Origin of the sequence: Pseudomonas furukawaii (genome assembly GCF_002355475.1) — a bacterium.
In the GTDB taxonomy this organism is placed as follows: Bacteria; Pseudomonadota; Gammaproteobacteria; order Pseudomonadales; family Pseudomonadaceae; genus Metapseudomonas; species Metapseudomonas furukawaii.
Window position 1 is genome coordinate 5,087,657 of sequence record NZ_AP014862.1, and the last position, 21,346, is coordinate 5,109,002.

Sequence of the window (21,346 nt, forward strand, 5' to 3'; positions counted from 1 at the left end):
GGCACCGGTGGGTTGGTAATGTCCGGCGTTGCCGGGTGCGATGCGGCGAGCGCATCGCTGAATTCAGACCTGCCGGATGACAGGGACCTTTCGGTGAACGGATACATAGGGGCGCCGGGAGGCATTTCAAGGGGCACCCCTAAAAAAAATGAACTTTATCGATCGCGACGCTCGTACTCGCCTTCGATCACGTTCGGGCGGGTCTGCCCGGTACGGGCGGCCAGATCATCGGCGAAGGCACGCTGGCGCATGGCCTGTTCCCGCGCGCGCTGAAGCAGGCGGCGGATGAACAGCCGACGGGTGAAGGGAATCAGGCAAAGCAGGCCGAAGACGTCGCTGATGAAGCCCGGCAGCAGCAGCAGGCCGCCCCCCACGGCGATCAACAGGCCTTCGAGCATTTCCTCCTCGGGCACCTCGCCACGGGCCAGGCGTTCCCGCGCGCGAAACGCGGTGGCCACGCCGGCCACCCGCAACAGCACGCTGCCGAGCACGGCGGAGCCGACGATCAGCAACAGGGTCGGCAGGACGCCGATCGCGCTGCCGACCTTGATCAGGACAGCCAGCTCGATCAGGGGAAAGAGCAGGAACAGGAAGAAAAAGGCGCGCATCAGGGGTTTCCTTGGTGGAAGAACGGCTTCCGGTAACCCCTTAGATGAAGTCGCCTTGCAATCAATTCAAGCCGCCGATTCGCCACCGGTCGGCCAGGCCTGGGCGCGGGCCAGCGAAACCAGGGCCTGCCGGACCGCCCCCGGGTTGTTACAGGATGTTGGAAAGGGCAACCAGTGGAGCGCCTGGCCGATGCGCAGGTGGAAGCCCTCGGCGTCGATGCCCACCATCTGCGGAGCGGGTTCCGCGGGCAGGCCGGCCAGCGCCACATAGTGCGCGAGGGCGTTGGCGTGGTCGCTGTTCATGTGCTCCAGCATGCCCAGCTCCGCCTCGCCGGCGAAGGGGTTGGCCAGCAGCGGCTCGTCCACCCAGTGGATGGCGCCGAACCCGCCGATGAAGCGCGCGCGCACCGGCTCCAGGCACCAGAAGTCGAAATCGTGGGTGCGGTGATAATCCACCGCCTGGGGAAAGTAGCGGTAGTAGCGGCCGGCGGCGGCCTCCACCTCGGCGGGCTCGCTGATCGGCCGGGCCTCGGCCAGCAGGGTCAGGCGGCCGGCGGCCTGCACGTCCTGGGCGCCGCGCTCGCCCACCAGCAGCGAGCAGCGGGGATCCTTCTGCAGGTTATGGGTGTGCTGGGCGATACGGCTGATGAGGATCAGCGGACGGCCCGCCGCGTCCAGGCAGTAGGGCACCACTGATCCGAAAGGGAAGCCGGGCATGGCTTTGGAATGGGTGGAAAGCACCCCCTGGTATTCCTTGAGCAGCATTTCTCGTGCATGCTTTGCGGCTTTCACGCTCACCTTATGACTCCTCGCACAGAATCCGTCGTAAACGGACGAGCGCCCAGAATAGCGGTTTAGCGGCGCCAGCGGGGGAACGCGACAGTTATTCGAGGGGATTCACATGCAACTGAAAGACAAGGTCATCATCATCACCGGTGGTTGCCAGGGCCTCGGCCGCGCCATGGGTGAGTATCTGGCGGCCAAGGGCGCCAGGCTGGCCCTGGTGGACCTGAACCAGGAGAAGCTCGATGAGGCCGTGGCCGCCTGCAAGGCCGCCGGAGTCGACGCCCGCGCCTACCTGTGCAACGTGGCCAATGAAGAGCAGGTGACCCACATGGTCGCCCAGGTGGCCGAGGACTTCGGCGCCATCAATGGCCTGGTGAACAACGCCGGCATCCTGCGCGACGGCCTGACCATCAAGGTCAAGGACGGCGAAATGACCAAGATGAGCCTGGCCCAGTGGCAGGCGGTGATCGACGTGAACCTGACCGGCGTGTTCCTCTGCACCCGCGAAGTGGCCGCGAAGATGATCGAACTGAAGAACGAAGGCGCCATCGTCAACATTTCCTCCATCTCCCGCGCCGGCAACATGGGCCAGGCCAACTACTCCGCCGCCAAGGCCGGAGTCGCCGCCGACACCGTGGTCTGGGCCAAGGAGCTGGCGCGCTACGGCATCCGCGTGGCCGGCGTGGCCCCGGGCTTCATCGAGACCGACATGGTCGCCAGCATGAAGCCGGAAGCCCTGGAGAAGATGACCTCCGGCATCCCGCTGAAGCGCCTGGGCAAGCCGATGGAAATCGCCCACTCGGTGGCCTACATCCTGGAGAACGACTACTTCACCGGCCGCGTGCTGGAACTGGATGGCGGCCTGCGCATGTAAGCCCTGGCCCAGCCATGAGAGAGCCCCGCAATCGCGGGGCTTTTTCGTTTCGAGTACCACGGCGGCGGTACGCAGGGGACGCCGCCACCGCACGCCTGGCTTGCATCCAGGCCACAGATTCACGGCCTCTGGCACCGCGCCCCATCATTGCCCGGCGCGAGCGCCCTCCCCGCACACCGGCACGGCCTCGCAGCGCCCCGCTTTCGCGGCCGCCGCCATTGGCACGGCCAGGCGCGCGTCATCCGGCGCCAGCTTCCGGGCGCAGGCGCGGGCCTGGGCCGCCTGTGCCGCGCAGCCCCGCTCGTTCAGCACCTCGGAGAGGTTGAACCAGCCCAGGGCATAGTCCGGCTTGCGCCGCAGGCTCTCCCGCAACGCCCGCTCGGCGCCCTCACGATCACCCTCGGCGTAGCGCGCATTGGCCAGGGCGAAGAGCGGCAGGGGCGCCTTCGGCCAATGCTCGGCGGCGGTCTGGTAGGCCCGCTCCGCCACCTTGCGCTGGGCGGTCTGTTCCAGGTCGCTGGCGGCACTGATCCAGGGCTCCAGCCTTGCCTCCGCCGGCAGGCGCTCCGGCGGCAGCGTCACCACGCCCCAGCGCTCGGCCCGCTGCCAGGTGCGGTCGAAGCTGCGCAGGTCGGTCACCCAGCGTTTCTCGGTGCCCGAACGCAGCACCACTTCCCCCTTGGCCCGGTCGTAGCCGACCACCACCGCAAAGTGCCAGCGGGGCAGCCAGTCCAGGCCGAGGTTCTGCATCACCAGCACCGGATTGCCGGCGGCCACCTGGGCCAGCAGCGCATCCAGTTCCGGTTCCACCGGGTAGACCAGCATGCCGTTCTGCCGGGCCGCGGCCACCAGTTCCATCTTCAGGCTGCCTTCCCGGCCCGGCAGGTACACCTTGGGCGCCAGCGCCTCGGGGCTGGTCTGCACGCCGCGCTGTACCAGCAGGGTCGCCAGTGCGGCCGGGCCGCACTGGTAGATCTCCTGGGGATAGAACGGCGTGTCGGCCAGTTCCACCCGCTCCGGCAGTCGCGCGCTCTCAGGCGGCAGTTGGGTCTGCTGCCCCGCGCAACCGGCCAGGAACAGGACCAGGAGCGCCCAGCCGCCGCGCATCAGTTGATGCATTTGATGAAGGTGAAGATGTCGGTGGCGCAGAGCATGTCGGTGATGATGAAGATCACCAGGAACAGCACGATGATGCCCACCCAGCCACCGGCCGGCTCCTGGTCGAGGCGCTGGTTGAACTGCTGCAACTCGGCGGGCGTCAGGCTGGCGATACGCGCCTCCACCTGCTCACGGGGAACCCCGAGGGACTCCAACTTCTGCTGCACCGCACGGTCATCGAGCATGGCGCGCAACTGCGCCTGGTCCACCGGCTGGCGCTGCGGCTGCTGTTCGGCGATGGCCTGGGGCGTGCCGATCATGGCGGCCTGGGCCACCGGGACCTGGGCCACGAGGATGAACTGGCTGGCGATCAGGACGGAGGCGAGACGGCGATTGAAAGGACGGGAAAGCATAGTGGGGACTCCTGGATTCTTGTAGTCGATTGACCACGCTGCGTGATGGACGGTTCCACTTTTTCCTACAAGCAAAGTGAGAGATTCATCGCATTACCAGGATTATTGCTGAAAGCTGGCGCCTGGCTATAACATGCGAAATATTCCCATTTGCTCCCGAGACCCACTCTTGAATCACGGCGCCGACGCTATCCCACCTCCGCCGGCCGACTCCCTGCACAGGCTCTACAGCGACCACCACGGCTGGCTGAGCAACTGGCTGCGCCGTCGCCTGGGTTGCCCGCAGAACGCCGCCGACCTTGCCCAGGACACCTTCCTCAGGCTGCTCACGGCCCGCGAGCAGCCGGTGATCCTCGAACCCCGCGCCTTCCTCACCACCATCGCCCGGCGCGTGCTGGCCAATCACTTCCGGCGCCAGGAGATCGAGCGGGCTTACCTCGAAGCCCTGGCCGCGCAGCCGGAGGCCCTGGTGCCGAGCGAGGAAAGCCGCGCCCTGATCCTGGAAACCCTGGTGGAACTGGACCGCCTGCTGGACGGCCTGCCGCCCCTGGCCAAGCGAGTCTTCCTGCTGGCCCAGGTAGACGGCCTGACCTACGCCGAGATCGCCACGGAACTCGACATTTCCCTTTCCACCGTCAAGCGCCACATGGTCCGCGCGGCCCAGCGCTGCTACTTCGGGGAGAGCCTCCCATGAGCCTGCAGCGCCTGGAGCGCCCGCGCATCGCCGCCGACGTCGCCGAGCGAGCGGTGGAATGGCTGGTGGAGCTGCAGTCCGGCGAGGTCAGTGAGCAGCGCCACCGGGCCTGGCAGGACTGGCGCGCCGCCGACCCCGAACACGAGCGAGCCTGGCAGCGTATCGAAACGGTCAACCAGGGCCTGCGTGGCCTGGACACCCCGCTGGCCCTCGCGGCCCTCGACGCCCCCGCCAACCGAAACCGCCGCGACGCCCTGAAACTCATGCTGCTCTGCGCCCTGGTGGGCGGCGGCGCGGTCAGCCTGCGAGACAGCGAGCCCATGCTGGCCCTGGGCAGCGACGCGGCCACCGGCATCGGTGAACGCCGCACCCTGCGCCTGGCCGATGGTTCGCGGCTGGACCTGAACACCGCCAGCGCCGTGGATATCCGCTTCGACGCCGGCCAGCGGCTGATCGAGATGCGCCAGGGCGAAATCCTCCTGGAGGGTGCCAGCGACCCGCGCCCCCTGCGCATCCACACGCCCCAGGGCCTGGTCGAAAGCCGTGGCGGGCGCCTCAACGTGCGCCTGCTGGACCGCAGCACCCGCGTCCGACTCTTCACCGGCAGCGCCGACCTGCTCGCCGGCGGGCAGGTGCAAGCACTCGAGGCAGGCCAGCAGGCCGACCTCGGGCGCAACCATATCGACCCGCCGCTGGGCGCCGACGAGGACAGCGTGGCCTGGAGCCGGGGCATGCTGGTGGCCAGCCAGATGCGCCTGGATGACTTCCTCGCCGAACTGTCCCGCTACCGACGCGGCCACCTTGGCTGCGACCCGCAAGTCGCCGGACTGCTGATCTCCGGCAGCTACCCCCTGGACAACACCGAGCGCATCCTCAGCCTGCTGCCCCGCGCCCTGCCCGTGGAAGTCCACAGCCTGACCCGTTACTGGATCAAGGTGCACCCGCGCACCACCGGCTGACCCGGCAGAAAAATCTTTCCCCATGCTGAACCTTTTTTCCGCCCTCGCGTGACAAGGCAATCAGAACCCCTTTTCACTGACGAGACGCCACCATGCAGTACCGCTCCTTCACCCTCACCCCCCTCGCCCGCGCCCTGCTGCTGGGCCTGGGCCTGGCCGCCGCCCTGCCCGCCCCGGGCATCGCCGCCCCCCGTGAAATCGCCGCCGAAAGCCCGCGCCAACGCTATGACATCCCGGCCGGAGCCCTGGAGGCCGCCCTCAACCGCTTCGGTCGCGAAGCCGGTGTGCTGCTCTCCTTCAGCCCCGAACTCACCGCCGGGCGCAGCACCCAGGGACTGTCCGGCGAATACAGCGTCGATGAAGGGCTGCACCACCTGCTGGCCGGCAGCGGCCTCGCGGCGGTGGCGGAAGACGGTGGCTACAGCCTGCAATCCACCGGCGCCGCCCTGGAAGTCGACCGCCAGGTGGTGGTGGGCTCCCGCGCGCCCACCAGCATCAGCGAGCTGCCCGGCACCGTGTGGATCATCGATGCGCCCCAGCTCCAGGAGCAGACCCGCGCCGGCGTGCCCTTCAAGGAAGCCCTGGGCCAGCTCATCCCCGGCCTCGACATCGGCCCCCAGGGCCGCACCAACTACGGCCAGAACATGCGCGGCCGCAGCGCCCTGGTGATGATCGACGGCGTCTCCCTGAACAGCTCCCGGGGCATCAGCCGCCAGTTCGACTCCATCGACCCGTTCAACATCGAGCGCATCGAGGTGCTCTCCGGTGCCAGCGCGGTGTACGGCGGCGGCGCCACCGGCGGCATCATCAACATCGTGACGAAAAAGGGCGAAGCCGGAGCGGCGCGCTTCAACAGCGAAGTGGGCCTGCGCAGCGGCTTCGAAACCCACCAGGACCACGACTGGCGCGTGGCCCAGTCGGTCAGCGGCGGCACCGAGCAGATCAAGGGCCGTGCCTCGGTCGCCTACCAGAAGAACGGCGCCGCCTACGACGGCAGCGGCGACCAGGTCATGCTCGACATCACCCAGACCGACCTGCAGTACAACCGCTCGGTGGATGTGATGGGCAGCCTCGACTTCGCCTTCGACAACGGGCACAGCCTGAGCCTCGGAGCCCAGTGGTACGACTCCGGCTACGACGGCGACAAGGGCGTCGACCTGGGCCGCGACTTCGCCGGCCTGCGTGGCGAGGAAGCCTTCGAGATCGAAGGCGGCGCCCGCTTCGACCGCGAGCCGCGCACCCAGCGCCAGCAGTTCAACGCCACCTGGCACGCGCCCGAGGTGCTGGGTCATGACCTCTACCTGCAGGCCTACTACCGTCGCGAGGAAATGGCCTTCCAGCCCTACCCCAGCATCAGATTCGATGGCAGCGGCGCCATCATCCCCGGTTCGTCCTACTACTCCGCCTCCCAGCAGAACACCGACTACCACGGGCTGAAGGCCGTGCTGGTGAAAGCCTGGGACCGCTTCACCCTCACCTACGGCGCCGACATCGAACGTGAGCGCTTCGACGCCGACCAGGCCCTGTTCGACCTCGACACCGCCGCCCAGACCGGCGGACTGGTGGCCGCCGAGTACGCCAGGACAGGGCGCTACCCCGGCATCGACACCGACAGCGACTCGCTGTTCGCCCAGGGCAGCTGGAAGGCCACCGACGCCCTCACCCTGTCCGCTGGCGTGCGTCGCCAACGCACCGGCAACGACGTGGACGACTTTGTCGCCGCCACCCAGCAGATCCTCATCAGCAAGGGCATCGGCACCAGCGCCGACGCCATCCCCGGCGGCGAGAAGGACTACCAGGTGGACCTCTACAACGCCGGCGCCGTCTACAAGCTGAACAAGGCCCAGCAGGTCTGGGCCAACTACTCCGAAGGCTTCGAACTGCCGGACCCGGCCAAGTACTACGGCCAGGGCAGCTACAGCCTGGTGGGCAACCACTGGACCCTGGGCCGCCATGTGAACGTCGAGGATTCCGCGCTGGACGGTATCAAGACCAAGCAGGTGGAATTCGGCTGGCGTCATTACGGTGGCGGCCTGGATGCCCAGTTGGCCGCCTTCTACGCCTGGTCGGACAAGAGCATCACCTACAACCGCACCACCTTGCTGGTGGAACAGCTGGACAACAAGAAGCGCAACTACGGCCTGGAAGGCCAGGCCAACTACTGGCTGAACGACCACTGGCAGGTGGGGACCAGCGCCCTGGCCATCCGCTCCCAGCAGAAGATCGACGGCCGCTGGCAGAAGCAGGACGTCACCGCCGCCAGCCCCTCCAAGCTCACCGCCTTCGTCGGCTGGCAGGACGGCGACACCAGCCTGCGCCTGCAGGGCGTACGCACCTTCAACCTCTCGGATGACGGCAACGTCCTGGCCAACGGGCAGTTCGACGGCAACGACCACCGGATCGACGGCTACACCATCTTCGACCTGCTGGGCAGCCGGACCTTGCCGGTGGGCACCCTCAGCTTCGGCATCCAGAACCTCGCGGACAAGGACTACACCACCGTCTGGGGCCAGCGCGCGCAAGTGTTCTACAGCGCCAGCATCCCCGCCGAGCTGTTCGACTACCACGGCCGTGGCCGCACCTACAGCCTGAGCTACAGCCTGGAGTTCTGACCCTCGCCTCCCGGTGCGTTGCCGAAGCACGAGGCAACGCACCGGATCGCGTGTCGCTAGGGATGGAACAGGTGGCGGGGCATGTCGTTCCAGGGCATCCAGAGTTCACCCTGCCATTCCAGCAGCACCAGCCGCCGGGTCTGCCAGCTCAGCATCACCCGGCGCGGCCGCGCCTCGTCCCGGGCGTGAAGGTCGCGAAGCGTGGGAATCACCTCGCGGCTCATCCACTCCTCCAATCCCCGGCATTCCGGGTGACCGAAGCGGACCAGCGCCCGGTACAGGCCGGACTCGTTGATCATCGGGACCTCCTCCTCGTTGCCGCTGGCGTACTGCAGCAACACCCGGCACGACTCGAAGGGGCGCAGGCGACGATGCAGCGCCTGGGGATGGTGCAGGCCCAGCAGGCGGGCGAAGTCGTAGGCGGAAAACCAGGGTTGGTTGTCGATCATCACCCCGCGCAGGGGGCGATCGTGGCGATAGAAAAAGCGGGGGATATATGCGTCGTGCATGGTGGATCTCCGTGGTTGATCAAGGAGCTGCCACCTTCGTCGTCAAGCGAAAGGGTGGCAGACCGCAGCGGGGTTGACGAACCGGACCACGGACCGGCAGACCTCGAAGGGTCTCCCCGTGCGGCCTGCCGTAGGAGGTGTGCAGTGTAAGTAACTGCACTCCAGGTCGATTCCACGGAAAACGTCCGCCGCTTTCCGCCGGCACCGTAGGCAAGGCGCACTCATGGTTCCAGGTCGTCAAACCCGGTCGCGGGGCTAACCGCGACCGGCGCACGTTAGGATCGACGCCAAAACGCGACAAGCACCCGGACAGGCTTTAGGACATTTCAACCGCGAATCGGGATGCTGCCTCGGGGGCGCCGCGTGCGAACTCATTTGCGAAAAGGGCGACAGCCGCGCCCCCGATCCGACACCGGCACTCAATGGGCCGCCGTCTTCTCCCGGGGCGGGATATTCCAGCGGAACCAGTCGTCCAGCATGGATTTCTCGTAACGCAGGCGGTCGCTGCTGAAGTAGCGGTTGCCGTGCATCAGGTAGGCCTGGTCGATCACCGTCACCTCGCGCGCCACCAGGATCCGGCCGTCCTGGGTCAGGCTGTAGTGGAGCTTGATGCGCGGCCAGGTCACCTCGCGGAGAAAGCGCACGTCGTAGCCGTTCATGCGCCAAGGCTCGAAGCGGCCGGCCAGGTCGATGTTGCGGATGTCCACCTTGAGGGTCTGCCCGGCCTGCAGGTGGCGCTGGCCAAGCGTCTCGATATGGGCCTTGAGCGCCTTGAGCACCGCGTCATCCGCCCCACGCCCGTAATCGCGGTGGAGACGTGCGTCGGTGTAGCGCTCGACGTTGCTGAAACTGACTTCGGTGGAAGCGGCCAGCGCACTCGGGGAGAGGATCAGCAAGGCCAGCACGATGAGGGGCAGCGTGGGTCGCATGGAACACCTCCTGACGGTGATGCGGACCACCGCCAGGTCCAGTTTACGCCGGCCGCCCGCACCGGTACGCGCGACCGGCCGGGCGGATCAGGTCAACGCCAGCAAGGTGCCGCCGAGGGGCAGGATGGCCACCAGCGGCAACACCCAGCGGGTCCTCCAGGCCAGCACCGCCACCAGCAGCAGGCCCGCGAGCATCAGTTGGCAAAGCCAGATCACCCCGCCGATCTCCCCGCCCAACTCCCCCACCGCCAGCGCCAGCGCACTGGCCATGGCCAGGAGCGCTCCGAGCCGCAGCGCACGACAACGGCCGACGCTGGGCGCGCCGTCCAGGACCTGCTTGTGCGGGCGGCCCATGGCCAGGGCCAGGGCGGTCATCGCCAGGTAGCAACAGGCAAAACTCAGCAGCAGCATCAGGCGCCCTCCTCCACAAGGCGGCGACGCACCCGGGGTGCCTTCACCGCCCGGGGTTGCGCACGTCGCCAGGCCAAGAGGCCGCAGATGACGCCCACGCCCAGGAGCGCAAGGTCGATACCGGCCAGCCCCCAGTCACCACGAGCCAGGGTGGCCGGCAGGCTGCCGGCGGGGGCGGTGAGCGGGTTGAGCAGCGGCAGGCCAAGCGCCAGCAGGGCACCGACCAGCAGGAGATCGCGGGTCACCTTGCCGCTGTTGCGACGCAGCACCGCCCAGGCCGCCACCAGCACCCAGGCGCCGACGAAGGTCCAGGCCTCGGCGCTGGCCCGTGCGGCGACATCGTCGGGGATCAGGCGGTTGCCATGGAGCAGCGCCAGGCTGGCGATGGGCAAGCCGCCCACCACGGCGCCATTGAGGGCGCGCACCAGGCCGATTCCCCGGCCACCACGCGCCTCACGCTTGCTCAGCCAGACCTGCAAGCCACCCACCACCATGGCGCAGCCCATGAGGCCGAGCAGCAGGTAGAGGACACGGACGATCTGGCCGCCGAACTGGGCCATGTGCAGGTTGGTCAGCCAGGCGTAGCTCTGGTAGCCGGGGCTGTACGGCTTCTGCTCATGGAGCAGTTCGCCGGTGGCCGCGTCGTAGGACAGGGTCCACTGGAAGTCGACGATGCCGGAACGGTCGTAGCGGCGGATATCCACCACGGCGCTGACGTCGGCGGGATGGTGCACGCTGATCCAGCCGGTTTCCTGGCCCCCCCAGCGGGAATGGGCATCGGCCACCAGCCGGTCGAGGGACATGGGCGGCGGTGCCGGGCGCTTGGCTTCCTCGCGGTGATAGGCGCCCATGACATCGTGGAAGAAGGCCTCGGCGTTGCCGTCATAGGCACGCTGGATACCGGCGGGCATGTAGAAGACCACGAAGATGGCGAGGCCCGTGTAGGCGATCAGCAGGTGGAACGGCAACCCCACCACGCCGAACAGGTTGTGGGCGTCGAGCCAGGCTCGCTGGCCATTGGCGTCGGGCCGCAGGGTGAAGAAATCCTTGAAGATGCGCCGGTGGATGATGATGCCGCTGACCAGCGCCACCAGCATGAACATGCCGGCGATGCCGACGATGTAGAGTCCGGCCATGCCGGCGTGGAGGTCGTAGTGCAGGGTGAACCAGAAGCTGCCGCCCAGGGTTTCCGGCAGGGCCTGCCCGGTCACCGGATCGAGGGCGAAGCGCTGGAACTCGCTCTCGTCCGCCGGCTCGTAACCGGCCCACCAGAAGGGTTCGCGCTCACTCGGCGGACGCATCCAGAGCGCGTGGGCATCGGGTGCCTTGGCCAGCAGCCAGTCGCGCACCTGGTCGATGGACAGCGTCTGCTCGCCGCCGCCTTCATGCAGCGCCGGACGCATCCAGCGTTCCAGCTCCTTGTCGAAGCAGGCGATGCTGCCGCCGAACAGAATGACGAAGAGCAGCCAGGACGGCAGCAGTCCGCCCCAGGTGTGCAGTCCCGCCATGGATTGGCGCAGGCTCATGGTCGCACTCCGAAATCACCTGGAAGGTAGGCGGCCAGGGCCAGCAGGGCGGTCAGCCCGGCCAGGCCCAGCCAGGCAAGCAGGGCCGAGCGCGCGGCGAAGGCCCAGACGATGCCGACGACATAGACCGCGAAGCAGGCCAGGCTGGCGAACACCACCCGCTCGCTGCGCACCAGCGGCAGGTAGACGGACAGGAAGGCGGTGGCCACGTAGGCCAGCGCGTAACCGCCGAGGATCGCCGCTAGCACTCGGGCGCTCAGGCTCCAGGGCGTGGATGACTTGGCTTTTCTCACGTTTCCACCAGGGTCAAGGGCCCCCGCCATGCGCGAATCGCATGATCCAGGGGACGCTTCCGAAATAGATATGAGAATTATTTACAGGCGCGTTTGGAATGCAACAGAAAAATCCACTCAATAGGGCAAGAGCGACCCGGACAGGACCGTCCGCGACATCCGGTCAGGTCGCTCGACGTGAATCCGGAATTCCGGTTCGAACTTTGCAGTTCCCCTGGCAGTCCATCGATTCATCGCTCCATCAGCCAGGTGAAAGGCCATGTACAACCCATTCCAGATCCTCACCGATGCATTCCAGGCCGAATACCGGGTCAACTTCAGCCTCGTCGGCCCGGACGGCAGCATCATGCTGACACTGACCAATGAACGGGGCGTCGCAGCCCGGCGCACCCTCAGCACGGCCCAGCGCAACGACCCGGTGCGCCTGGCCCGGGTGATCGAAAGCATCCGCCTGGGCATCGCCATCGAGCGGGGTCACAAGGTCGGGGAACTGCTCACCAGCATGACGGGCGGGCATGTGGCGCCGGTGCGCGCCGGAAGGGTGCAGGCAAGGGGATCGGCGGGCCTCTGAGGCCCGCCGGCTTCGGCGATCAGGCCTCCTCCTCGGCCTCGGACGGGGCGCGGCGCAGGCGCTTGCGACCGGGCGGCGCCTCGGTCTGCACGGACGGGAAGCGCGACGAGGCGAAGCGCACCACGAGGATCGCCAGGGCCAGCAACAGGATGGCACCGGAAACGTACACCACCCCCAGGTCCGGACGATGATGGTGCGAGATATCGGAAATCAGCAGCCGGGTCAGCGCGGTGATGGCGACGTAGATCAGGAAGCGCACCGGCATGTGGTTGGTCTTGAAGTAGATGCCGACCATGGCACCCAGCTCCAGATAGATGAACAGCAGGAGGATGTCATCCACCGTGATGTGCCCCTTCTCCACCATGCCCAGGAACGCCATCACGGCGGCCCAGGCGGTGATCCCGCCGATGGCGAACAGGGCCAGGTAGTGGAAGCTCTCCACCAGCAGGTTGCCCAGCGACTCCGCCAGGCCATGCAGGTTCTCGCGCAGTTGTTCAGCCCGTTTGATCTTCACGTTACAGCTCCTCGGTACGACGCCCCCGATGATGACGGGTGTGGGTGACAATGGGGTTATGCAGGATGAGGGCCGACGCCCGGGCCGCGCCAGGAGTCAGGATGTCGCACGGGGGTTTCCAGCTAAGGTTGAAGCCGGGGGCAGAAGGAAATTTCGCCGGGGGCTATTTCCAACTGGCCAGCATTCCAATACTGTATGCGCATCCAGTATTTATTGAACCATCGACCAAAGGTGAGGGGTGATGAATGGCCGTCGAAGTGGTGTATCGCAGCAGCCGGGATCCGGAGCGACTGTTCATGGATAAGGCCGAAGCCGACCGTTACGACAAGATGCTCGAACTGGCCGAGTCCCTGGCCGAGGTCCTGCAGAAGGCGGTGCCCTCGCTGAGCGAGCAGCAGGTCGAGGAGCTGGGCATCTACATGGCGAAGAACCGCGATATCTTCGCCCGCGCCTTCAAGAACCAGCCCGATGCACTGGCGGAGCTGGAACAGCCCGCCGAGTGAGGGCTCCGCCTCAACGGAATCACTGCCGGGGAAGACGGCCTAAGGCCGCTCCAACGCCTCCACCAGCGCCTTGAGGAAGCGCGCCGCCTCACCGCCGGTGACGGCGCGGTGGTCGAAGGTCAGGGACAGCGGCAACACCGGATGCACCGCCGGCTTGCCTTCCCAGGCCACCACTTCGTCGCGGATGCCGCCGGCGCCGATGATGGCCACCTGGGGCGGGACCACCACCGGGTTGGCGTAGCGGCCGAACAGGGTGCCGAAGTTGGACAGGGTGAGGGTCGCGCCCATCATTTCCTGGGGTGGGATGGAGCGGGCCTTAACATCGGCCCGCAGCCGCGCCATACCCTCCTTCAGGTCCTCGGCGCTGCGTCCGCCGACATTGCGCAGGACGGGCACGAAGAGCCCGTCCGGGGTGTCCACGGCGATGCCCAGGTCGAGCCGGTCGTGCTGGCGGATGGACAGGGCGCGGCCGTCGAACCAGCTGTTGAGGATGGGTTCCGCCTCGCAGGCGGCGGCGATGGCCTTGCCCAGGCGGATCAGCGGATCGCGGGCCTCCGCCCAGCGGTGCAGGTCGGCGTCGCCGAAGATGGTCACCGGCACCACCTCGGCATGGGAACGGGCCATGTTGATCGCCATGCTGCGGCGCACACCGCGCAGGCGCTCGCCGCCAAAGCTGTCACGGGCGCTCTGGGCGGCCTGCTCCACGTCGGAGCGGGTCACCAGGCCGTCGGGGCCGGAGCCGGCCAGGGCCGCCAGTTCCACGCCCAGCTGTCGCGCCAGCTGGCGCACCGCCGGCGTGGCACGGGGCGCCAGGTGCTCACGGGTGGAGGGCGCGGCGCCGATGAAGAAGCTGTCGGCCTGGCTGCTGCCACCGCCCTCCAGGCGTCCCACCACGGTGCCCGCGTCGGCATCCTCGCCTTCATAGCCGATCAGCGGTTCGCCCACATGGAGGATGTCGCCCTCCTGGCCGAAGAGCTTGGCCACCACGCCATCGTGAGGGGCCGGGATATCCACCAGGGCCTTGGCGGTTTCCACCGAGACCAGCAGTTGGTCGGTCGTCACGCTGTCGCCTGCCTTCACATGCCACTGGACGATCTCGGCGTCCTGCAGGCCTTCCCCGAGGTCGGGCAGTTTGAAGTATTTCATCGTGCTCTCCTTGTCTCAGGCGTAGTTCAGGGTGAGGTCGCAGGCCGCGAGGATGTCCTCGGGGCTGGGGATGTAGAGCTGCTCCAGGCGGTACAGCGGCGGCGGGATATCCGGCGCGGTGACCCGCTGGATCGGCGCATGCAGGTCCAGCAGCGCACGCTCGTAGAGGCTGGCGGCGATTTCCGCGCCCACCCCGCAGCTGCGCGGCGCCTCGTGGACGATCACGCAGCGACCGGTCTTGCGCACCGAGGCCTCCAGGGTGTCGAGGTCCAGCGGCTTGATGCAGGCGACGTCGATCACTTCGGCGGATACGCCCCGCTCTTCCAGCTGCGCGGCGGCCTGCAGGGTCTCGTGGACGCTGGCGCCCCAGCTCACCAAGGTGATGTCCGAGCCTTCGCGCAGGGTGAAGCAGCTGTCCAGCGGCAGGCGCTTGCCATCGTCGATGATCGGCTGCGGGTTCATCCGGTAAAGCCGGGTGGGCTCGAGAAAGACCACCGGGTCCGGGTCGTCGATGGCCGCCAGCAGCAGGCCGTAGGCCCGCGCCGGCGACGAGGGGATCACCACCCGCAGGCCGGGGATGTGGGCGAACAGCGCCTCGGTGCTTTCGCTGTGGTGCTCCGGGGCACGGATGCCGGCGCCCATGGGGCTGCGCAGCACCATGGGGCAGGTCAGCCGGCCACGGGTGCGGCAGCGCAGGCGGCTGGCATGGGACACCAGATGCTCCATGGCGGCGTAGATGAAGCCGAGGAACTGGATTTCCATGACCGGTTTCAGGCCCTGGGCGGCCATGCCCACGGCCAGGCCGGCGATCATGGTTTCGGCCAGGGGCGTGTCGATCACCCGCTTGAAGCCGAAGCGGTCCCGCAGGCCCAGGGTGGCGCGGAACACGCCGCCATTGACGCCCACGTCCTCGCCCAGCACGACCACGTTCTCGTCTTCCTGCATGGCGCGGTGCAGGGCCAGGTTGACGGCCTCCAGCAGGGCGCGCTTTTCGGTGGTGTCGTTGAGGTTACTCATGATCGCCTCCGCTGCTCGAAGAGCACATCCGATTCCCCTCTACCGCTGGCGGGAGAGGGTGGCGCGTAGCGCCGGGTGAGGGTTCCTCCCGGCGGGATACCCGCTCCAGCAGCATCTCCCGCTGCTCGCCCAGCGCCGCCGGCCAGCGTGCGTAGACATGATCCAGGACGGACTCCACGGGCTGGATGCCCGCGGCCTCGAAGCGGTCCACCGCCGCCTGCACCTGGCGCTGGCAGTCGGCGACCAGGGCCTGCTCGCGGCCCTCGTCCCAGACACGGTTGGCGGCGAGGAAGGCCTGCAGGCGCTTGATGGGCTCCTCCAGCCAGGCCGCCTTCACCTCATCGGCATTGCGGTAACGGGTGGCATCGTCGGCGGTGGTGTGGTCCCCCAGGCGGTAGCTGATGCACTCCAGCAGCGCCGGTCCCTTGCCCTGGCGGGCGCGATCCAGGGCCCAGCGGACCCGGTCATAGACCGCCAGCACGTCGTTGCCGTCCAGTTGCTCGCCATGGAAGCCGGCGCCGACGGCCTTCTGCGCCAGCGTCGGCGCGCCGCTCTGGATGCGCCGGGGCACCGAGATGGCCCACTGGTTGTTGTTCACCACGAAGACCACCGGCAACTGCCAGGCGCCGGCCACGTTGAGGGCCTCGAGGAAGTCGCCCTTGCTGGTGGCGCCGTCGCCGCAGGTGGTGACCACCGCCCGGTGCTGTCCACGGATCTTGATCGCGGTGGCGACGCCGCAGGCATGCAGGGACTGGGTGGCGATGGGGACGCAGATGGGGAAGTCCTCCTTCGCGCGGGGGGCCTGGTAGTCGCTGCCGCGCTCGTCGCCGCCCCAGTAGAGGAGGATCTCCTCCATGCCGACACCCCGCATCAGTTGCACGGCGGTGTCGCGGTAATAGGGCACCAGCACGTCCTCATCCCGCAGCAGGCTGCCGATGGCGACGCCGATGGCTTCCTGGCCCAGGGTCGGGGCGTAGGTGCCGATGCGGCCGGTGCGTTGCAGGGCCACCGCCTTCTGGTCGAACAGGCGGGTCAGCACCATGCGGCGATAAAGGTCGGTGAGCAGGTTGAAATCGTCGGCCCAGGCCGGCAGTTCGCCGACCAGCCGCCCCTCGGGGTCGAGGAAGCGCGTGTAGGGCAGTTCGATCCGGTTGGACATGGCGTCTCTCCTTGCACCTTGTGGGTGACAGCACAGGGCCCGGGGCTTGTGGCTCCAGGAGCGATAAGGCCGGGCCGCTGGTTGGCGGCCGTTCAGCCGAACAGCAGGCGCTCGGCCAGGGCGTCGGCGACCCGCGCGGGGGATCGCTTGTCGGCCTGGGCGTGCGCATAGATCTCGGTGAGGCGCTGGCTGATCCGCGACAGGTGCGCGGTGATCGCCGGCAGCGCCTCGCCCTTGTGCTTGAGGGCGACGTAGATGAGTCCGCCGGAATTGATCACGTAGTCCGGCGCGTAGAGGATGCCCCGCGCTTCCATTTCGTCGGCGATCTCGGTGCTGGCCAACTGGTTGTTGGCCGCCCCCGCCACCGCCGCGCAGCGCAACTGGCCGACGGTGAGGGCATTGAGCACGCCTCCCAGGCCACAGGGCGCGAGGATGTCGCAGGGGGTGGTGAGCAGCGCGTCGCTGGCCACCGGCTGGGCGCCCAGTTGTTCCACCGCCAGTTGCACCCGGCCGGCGTCGAGGTCGCTGACCAGCAGCTCGGCGCCCACGGCGTGGAGTTGCTCGGCCAGGGCGTAGCCCACATGGCCCAGGCCCTGCACGGCGACCCGCAGGCCTTCCAGATCGTCGCTGCCGAGGCGCGCCCGGGCCGTCGCACGGATGCCGGCGAAGACGCCGAGGGCGGTGTGCGGCGAGGGGTCGCCGGCGGCGGAGGTGCTGGTGACGTGGCGGGTCTGCTGGGCGATGCAATCCATGTCGGCGCTGGAAGTACCGCTGTCCACCGCCGTGATGTAGCGACCGTTGAGGGACTCGATCATGCGCCCGAAGGCTTCGAAGAGCGCGGCGCGGTCGTCCACATGGGCGGGGCGGATGATCACCGCCTTGCCGCCACCCTGGTCGAGCCCGGCCAGGGCGGCCTTGTAGCTCATGCCCTGGGCGAGGCGGATGGCATCGCGGATGGCGCTTTCGTCATCGGGGTAGGCGAGGTATCGACAGCCACCCAAGGCTGGACCGAGGCGAGTGTTGTGGATGGCGATGATGGCCTTGAGTCCGGTGGCGGGATCATCGGCGAGGTGAAGCGCCTCCAGCCGGGCGGCTTCCATCATGGCGAACATGGCGGGCTCCCTTCCTGACTTTAGGGCCAGTATAGGACGAGCTGCGACGGCCGGCCTACCCGTGGGGGCATAAGCCGGCGCGTCGAGATAACCGCGTCCCGGGGCGACTACTGGACGAAAATCAACCAGTTGGCTACAAGGAATCAACCTCCTGGAGAAACCCATGGAACCGCGCCAACACTGTCTGGAATGCCTCGATCGCGATCCACCGGCACTGCTGGAATCCGCCGTGTGGATCGCCGCTGAACATCTGCCCTCCCTGGAACCGACAGAGGTCCTGCGGGACTTCGGCGGGCTGTTGCAGGCCGTGGCCTGCGGATTGCCGAACCTGCCACCGGCGGAGCTGGCGCAGCCCTTGCTGCGGCGCCTGAACGAGCTGGACTTCCACGAGGACGACGAAACGCCGCTGCGCCCCCGGGCCGCCCTGCTCCCCGAGGTACTGGCGCGCCGGCGCGGACAGCCGCTGTCCCTGGCCTTGATCGCCCTTGAACTGGCCGTGCGCCTTGAGGTTCCGCTGGTCGGCGTCGGTTTCCCCGGCCATTTCCTGCTGCGGGTGCCGGGGGCCGACCACCTGCTGGACCCCTGCTCCGGCCGCCGGCTCTACACCCGGGACTGCCGGGAGCTGCTGTTCAGGGCCCTGGGGCCCCAGGCGGAACTCCAGGCCACGCACCTGCGCACCGCCACCCCTCGGGAGATGATCCAGCGCCTGTCGCGCAACCTGCGCCAGTTGCACCAGGAGGCCGGCCAGCCCCTGGCGGCCTTGAAGGACGCGGAGCGGGTGCTGCAACTGGGTCCGCCCGGCATGTACGACCACCTGGCCCGCGCCGATATCTACCGCGTGCTGGATTGCCCCCAGGCCGAACGCTACGACCTGGAACACGCCCTGATGCTCTGCGACAACCCCGCCCAGCACCTGCAACTGGCCCAGCGCCTGCGCCGCCTCGGCCAGGCCCAGCCCCTGCACTGAGCCTTACATCAGTCCCAGGCGCTTGGCATGGGCTACCGCCTGGGTACGCCGTTTCACCCCGAGCTTGCCGTTGATGCGCCGGGCGTGGGTCTTCACGGTGTGCAGGGAGATGAACAGCCGCTCGGCGATTTCCTGGTTGGAACTGCCCTGGGCGATCAGCCCCAGCACCTCCAGTTCCCGCTGGCTCAAGGGGCCGGACGCCGCATCCAGCGGATCCTCACCCTCATCCAGACCGAGCTCCCGAAGCATTCCCGGCTGGCGCAGGCGCAGCTCCCGCAGGGGCTGCTGCAGGCCCACCCGCTCCGCCAGGGCGAGGCCATCCCGCAGCACCACCAGGGCGCGCTCGCGGTCACGGGCGAGGAACTCGCACTCCGCCAGGGCCAGGTGAATCTCCACTTCAAGGGCCGGCATGCCCGCCTCGCGGGCTTTCTGCAATTGCCCGAGCAGCCGCTGGCGGGCGTTGAACACCTCGCCCTCGTAGACCTCCGCGAGGGCCAGTTGCCACTCGATGCGGGGAATCAGGTCGAGGGTGGCCGGCGGCGCCTGCACCGCGTGCTCGCCCCGGAAATGCCTGAGCACCCGCAACAAGGCATGGCGTGCCTGGGCGCTTCGGCCCTGCATCAGCAGGAGGCTGCTGCTCACCTGAAGCAGCACGGCGCGGTAGACCCGCTCCGGTATATGGCGGATCTGCATCAGCCGTTCGGCTTCCCGCAGGCGATCGAAGGCCAGGTCGAAGGCGCCCTGGTTGGCATCCAGGGTGGCCAGCCCCAGGTACCCGTACAGGGCACGGTAATCACCACAGCAGCGGGCCTCCCGGAGTCCGAAGCGGTAATGGCTCCGGGCCTCCTCATCGCGCCCCTGGCGCAGCGCCAGGCGCCCCCGCCGCAACGCCAGCCGACCCAGCAAGGGACTGGCCCGACGACCCTGGCAAGCGAGGAACTCCTGCGCCCGTTCCAGCACCGCATCGGCACGCAACAGGGCGCCCCGGTGCTCGAGGATCTGGGCATGGTCCAGTTCGAGGAAGGCCTCCAGCAGCAGGCTGCCATGGCTGCGCGCCGCCAGCAGGGCCTCGCGGTTGATGGCCTGGGCCTCGTCCAGCCGGCCACTCAGCAGCGCCTGCTGGGTCAGGCCGGAGTAGCAGATCAGGGCCTGCTCCCAGGCCGACTCCGGCAAGGCCTCCAGGGACTGGCGCAGGTGCAGGCCGGCCCCCGCGGCATCCCCCTGGAGATGCGCCAGCATCCCGTACTGGGCCTGCCAGTAGGCCAGCAGCGTCCGCTGGGCGGCGGCATCGGGTTGAGGCAGGAATCGCGCCTGGCCGGCAATGCAGGCTGCGGCCTCATCCAGCCGACCGGCAAACAGCAGGGCGCCGGCCAGCAGGCGCACGCAATGGGGCGACACCTGCAGCAGGCTGGCGTCGACTTCGCGGTACAACCGCAGCAACAGGGCCACATTGCGCCCCTGGAAGAGGTGCTCGACGCCCAGGTGCTGCAGCAGGCTTACCGCCGCCTCGGGCTGATTCGCCTCCAGGGCATGTTCGATGGCGTGCTGCCAGTCCCCCTCCTGGGAAAACCACTGGCAGGCCCGCAGGTGCCAGCCTCGACCACCCAGCGCGTCACGTCGCCGAACCTGGCGCGCGAGTCCGGGCAGGATGCGCAACCAGCCGGACTGGTCCGCCAGGGGCTCCAGGAAAGCACCCAGCACCTGCAGCTGTCGCAGCAACTCGGCGCCGAGCCCCGTGCCCAGCAGATGCTCGCAGAGGGCGGTGTTGAAGCGCGGAAGGTGGACCAGCGCATGCCAGGCTTCCGCCTGTTCCGGCCCCAGGCCGGAGAAGAGTTCGTGATCCAGGTACGCCATCAGGGTGTCGGACGGGCCGCTTCCCTGGCCGGAATCGTCCAGCCCCCAGTCCGCCGGTTCCAGCAATGCCATGCGCAGGCCGGCACACCAGCCGCCGGTGCTGTCCAGCAGCCGCCCGACAGCATCCCCGCGCCAGTCTCGTCCCGACCGCGCCAGCAGCGCCGCCACTTCCTCGTGGGTGAAGGCCAGGGTACTGGCGTCCGGTTCCAGCAACTCGCCGTCGATCAGGAGACGTGGCAGGTTGCAGGCGAGACGTCGCCGGGTGCTGATCCACCAGGTGACCTGAAGGCTGCCGGCATTCAGCAGGCGCTCCAGGCAGGCATCCAGCTCGGCATCGGGCTGGCGGCAATAGTCGTCCAGCATGATCCAGAGCGGCTGGCGACGCTGCGCCAGCGCCCGGCACAGGCTCTGTTCGTCGACCGCATCGAGCCCCAGGGCGCCCGCCAGCTGGGCACAGAACCCGGCCACCGTCCACCGCCTCCCCCCGAGGGGCAGCCAGTGCACGGCACCAGCCTCCGGACGGCGCTCCAGGCACTCGCCCAGCAACACGCTCTTGCCGCTGCCGGCGGGCGCACAGAGCAACCTCAGGCGCGCACGGGAGGCAAGCATCTGCTCCACCAAACGCGGACGGGGAACATGCAGCGTCGGCAGACGCGGCAGGTAGGCAAGTTGCTCGAATGGGGTCAGGGCGGACATGGCGGCATGCCTTCTTGTTCTGCTCGGAGCGACTCCGGGACTCAACCCTAGGCCGCTGGCGCAGGCTTGATGAAGGACCATTCAGGGCCATGATC

Annotated in this window: 22 protein-coding genes; 7 read left to right on the plus strand and 15 right to left on the minus strand. The window is 68.2% G+C overall.

The window, feature by feature from the left end; genetic code table 11:
* Positions 1 to 155: 155 nt before the first annotated feature.
* The gene (locus KF707C_RS23565; protein WP_003454480.1) at positions 156 to 608 is read right to left on the minus strand and encodes an FxsA family protein; all 453 of its coding nucleotides are present in this window, start codon (positions 606 to 608) and stop codon (positions 156 to 158) included.
* 66 nt (positions 609 to 674) lie between these two features.
* The gene (locus tag KF707C_RS23570) at positions 675 to 1,406 is read right to left on the minus strand and encodes a HugZ family pyridoxamine 5'-phosphate oxidase (RefSeq protein ID WP_003455855.1); all 732 of its coding nucleotides are present in this window, start codon (positions 1,404 to 1,406) and stop codon (positions 675 to 677) included.
* A 103-nt stretch (positions 1,407 to 1,509) separates the two neighbouring features.
* Between KF707C_RS23570 and KF707C_RS23575 the strand changes: the two genes are divergently transcribed.
* The gene (locus tag KF707C_RS23575; RefSeq protein WP_003449535.1) at positions 1,510 to 2,268 is read left to right on the plus strand and encodes an SDR family oxidoreductase; all 759 of its coding nucleotides are present in this window, start codon (positions 1,510 to 1,512) and stop codon (positions 2,266 to 2,268) included.
* Between the two features lie 144 nt (positions 2,269 to 2,412).
* Here KF707C_RS23575 and KF707C_RS23580 read toward each other — a convergent pair whose 3' ends face one another.
* Positions 2,413 to 3,387, minus strand: a complete 975-nt coding sequence (locus KF707C_RS23580) for a PA2778 family cysteine peptidase (protein ID WP_003449538.1) — start codon at positions 3,385 to 3,387, stop codon at positions 2,413 to 2,415.
* On the minus strand, positions 3,375 to 3,779 hold the full coding sequence (locus KF707C_RS23585; RefSeq protein WP_003449541.1) for a PA2779 family protein: 405 nt from the start codon (positions 3,777 to 3,779) through the stop codon (positions 3,375 to 3,377). Before KF707C_RS23585 ends, KF707C_RS23580 begins: the two co-directional genes overlap by 13 nt.
* A 169-nt stretch (positions 3,780 to 3,948) precedes the next feature.
* Here KF707C_RS23585 and KF707C_RS23590 point away from each other — a divergent pair, with 169 nt between their 5' ends.
* The 3 genes from KF707C_RS23590 (at position 3,949) to KF707C_RS23600 (ending at position 8,044) form a co-directional block, all read left to right on the plus strand.
* Entirely contained in the window at positions 3,949 to 4,473 is a 525-nt protein-coding gene (locus KF707C_RS23590) for a sigma-70 family RNA polymerase sigma factor (protein WP_003449543.1), read from the plus strand.
* Positions 4,470 to 5,432 carry a FecR domain-containing protein gene (locus KF707C_RS23595; protein WP_003449545.1) on the plus strand — a complete coding sequence of 321 codons (963 nt, stop codon included), beginning with the start codon at positions 4,470 to 4,472 and terminating at the stop codon, positions 5,430 to 5,432. Before KF707C_RS23590 ends, KF707C_RS23595 begins: the two co-directional genes overlap by 4 nt.
* A gap of 92 nt (positions 5,433 to 5,524) precedes the next feature.
* On the plus strand, positions 5,525 to 8,044 hold the full coding sequence (locus KF707C_RS23600) for a TonB-dependent receptor (protein ID WP_003449547.1): 2,520 nt from the start codon (positions 5,525 to 5,527) through the stop codon (positions 8,042 to 8,044).
* A 56-nt stretch (positions 8,045 to 8,100) separates the two neighbouring features.
* Here KF707C_RS23600 and KF707C_RS23605 read toward each other — a convergent pair whose 3' ends face one another.
* The 5 genes from KF707C_RS23605 to KF707C_RS23625 all read right to left on the minus strand — a co-directional run bounded on the left by KF707C_RS23605 (position 8,101) and on the right by KF707C_RS23625 (position 11,712).
* Positions 8,101 to 8,553, minus strand: a complete 453-nt coding sequence (locus tag KF707C_RS23605) for a BRO-N domain-containing protein (protein WP_003449549.1) — start codon at positions 8,551 to 8,553, stop codon at positions 8,101 to 8,103.
* Between the two features lie 419 nt (positions 8,554 to 8,972).
* Complete coding sequence (locus tag KF707C_RS23610; protein ID WP_003449551.1) at positions 8,973 to 9,482, minus strand: DUF3016 domain-containing protein; 510 nt, start codon at positions 9,480 to 9,482, stop codon at positions 8,973 to 8,975.
* Between the two features lie 87 nt (positions 9,483 to 9,569).
* Complete coding sequence (locus tag KF707C_RS23615; protein ID WP_003449553.1) at positions 9,570 to 9,893, minus strand: DUF3325 domain-containing protein; 324 nt, start codon at positions 9,891 to 9,893, stop codon at positions 9,570 to 9,572.
* Complete coding sequence (locus KF707C_RS23620; RefSeq protein WP_003449555.1) at positions 9,893 to 11,419, minus strand: PepSY-associated TM helix domain-containing protein; 1,527 nt, start codon at positions 11,417 to 11,419, stop codon at positions 9,893 to 9,895. Before KF707C_RS23620 ends, KF707C_RS23615 begins: the two co-directional genes overlap by 1 nt.
* Positions 11,416 to 11,712 (minus strand): DUF3649 domain-containing protein, encoded by a 297-nt coding sequence (locus tag KF707C_RS23625; protein ID WP_036991812.1) that lies wholly within the window; start codon positions 11,710 to 11,712, stop codon positions 11,416 to 11,418. Before KF707C_RS23625 ends, KF707C_RS23620 begins: the two co-directional genes overlap by 4 nt.
* Positions 11,713 to 11,971: 259 nt before the next feature.
* On the opposite strand from KF707C_RS23625, the gene KF707C_RS23630 reads away from it, so the two are divergent.
* Positions 11,972 to 12,283: a DUF3509 domain-containing protein gene (locus KF707C_RS23630; protein WP_003449559.1), complete on the plus strand. Its 312-nt coding sequence runs from the start codon at positions 11,972 to 11,974 to the stop codon at positions 12,281 to 12,283.
* Between the two features lie 19 nt (positions 12,284 to 12,302).
* On the opposite strand, the gene KF707C_RS23635 is transcribed toward KF707C_RS23630, so the two are convergent.
* A complete protein-coding gene (locus KF707C_RS23635) occupies positions 12,303 to 12,797 on the minus strand; it encodes a phosphate-starvation-inducible protein PsiE (RefSeq protein WP_003449561.1) in 495 nt (164 codons plus the stop codon).
* A gap of 245 nt (positions 12,798 to 13,042) precedes the next feature.
* Here KF707C_RS23635 and KF707C_RS23640 point away from each other — a divergent pair, with 245 nt between their 5' ends.
* Positions 13,043 to 13,300 carry a YebG family protein gene (locus KF707C_RS23640; protein WP_003449563.1) on the plus strand — a complete coding sequence of 86 codons (258 nt, stop codon included), beginning with the start codon at positions 13,043 to 13,045 and terminating at the stop codon, positions 13,298 to 13,300.
* A gap of 39 nt (positions 13,301 to 13,339) precedes the next feature.
* On the opposite strand, the gene KF707C_RS23645 is transcribed toward KF707C_RS23640, so the two are convergent.
* From KF707C_RS23645 to KF707C_RS23660, 4 genes are all read right to left on the minus strand, one after another.
* A complete protein-coding gene (locus tag KF707C_RS23645) occupies positions 13,340 to 14,446 on the minus strand; it encodes a dihydrolipoamide acetyltransferase family protein (protein WP_003449565.1) in 1,107 nt (368 codons plus the stop codon).
* A 15-nt stretch (positions 14,447 to 14,461) separates the two neighbouring features.
* Positions 14,462 to 15,463 (minus strand): alpha-ketoacid dehydrogenase subunit beta, encoded by a 1,002-nt coding sequence (locus KF707C_RS23650; protein WP_003449566.1) that lies wholly within the window; start codon positions 15,461 to 15,463, stop codon positions 14,462 to 14,464.
* Positions 15,456 to 16,622 (minus strand): pyruvate dehydrogenase (acetyl-transferring) E1 component subunit alpha, encoded by a 1,167-nt coding sequence (gene pdhA / locus KF707C_RS23655; protein WP_003449567.1) that lies wholly within the window; start codon positions 16,620 to 16,622, stop codon positions 15,456 to 15,458. Before pdhA ends, KF707C_RS23650 begins: the two co-directional genes overlap by 8 nt.
* 92 nt (positions 16,623 to 16,714) lie before the next feature.
* Positions 16,715 to 17,734: a Leu/Phe/Val dehydrogenase gene (locus tag KF707C_RS23660; RefSeq protein ID WP_003449568.1), complete on the minus strand. Its 1,020-nt coding sequence runs from the start codon at positions 17,732 to 17,734 to the stop codon at positions 16,715 to 16,717.
* A 163-nt stretch (positions 17,735 to 17,897) separates the two neighbouring features.
* Between KF707C_RS23660 and KF707C_RS23665 the strand changes: the two genes are divergently transcribed.
* Positions 17,898 to 18,701: a SirB1 family protein gene (locus KF707C_RS23665; RefSeq protein ID WP_003449569.1), complete on the plus strand. Its 804-nt coding sequence runs from the start codon at positions 17,898 to 17,900 to the stop codon at positions 18,699 to 18,701.
* Positions 18,702 to 18,704: 3 nt separating this feature from the next.
* Here the strand turns inward: KF707C_RS23665 and KF707C_RS23670 are convergent, their stop codons facing one another.
* Entirely contained in the window at positions 18,705 to 21,251 is a 2,547-nt protein-coding gene (locus KF707C_RS23670) for a LuxR C-terminal-related transcriptional regulator (RefSeq protein ID WP_036991815.1), read from the minus strand.
* Positions 21,252 to 21,346 lie beyond the last annotated feature (95 nt).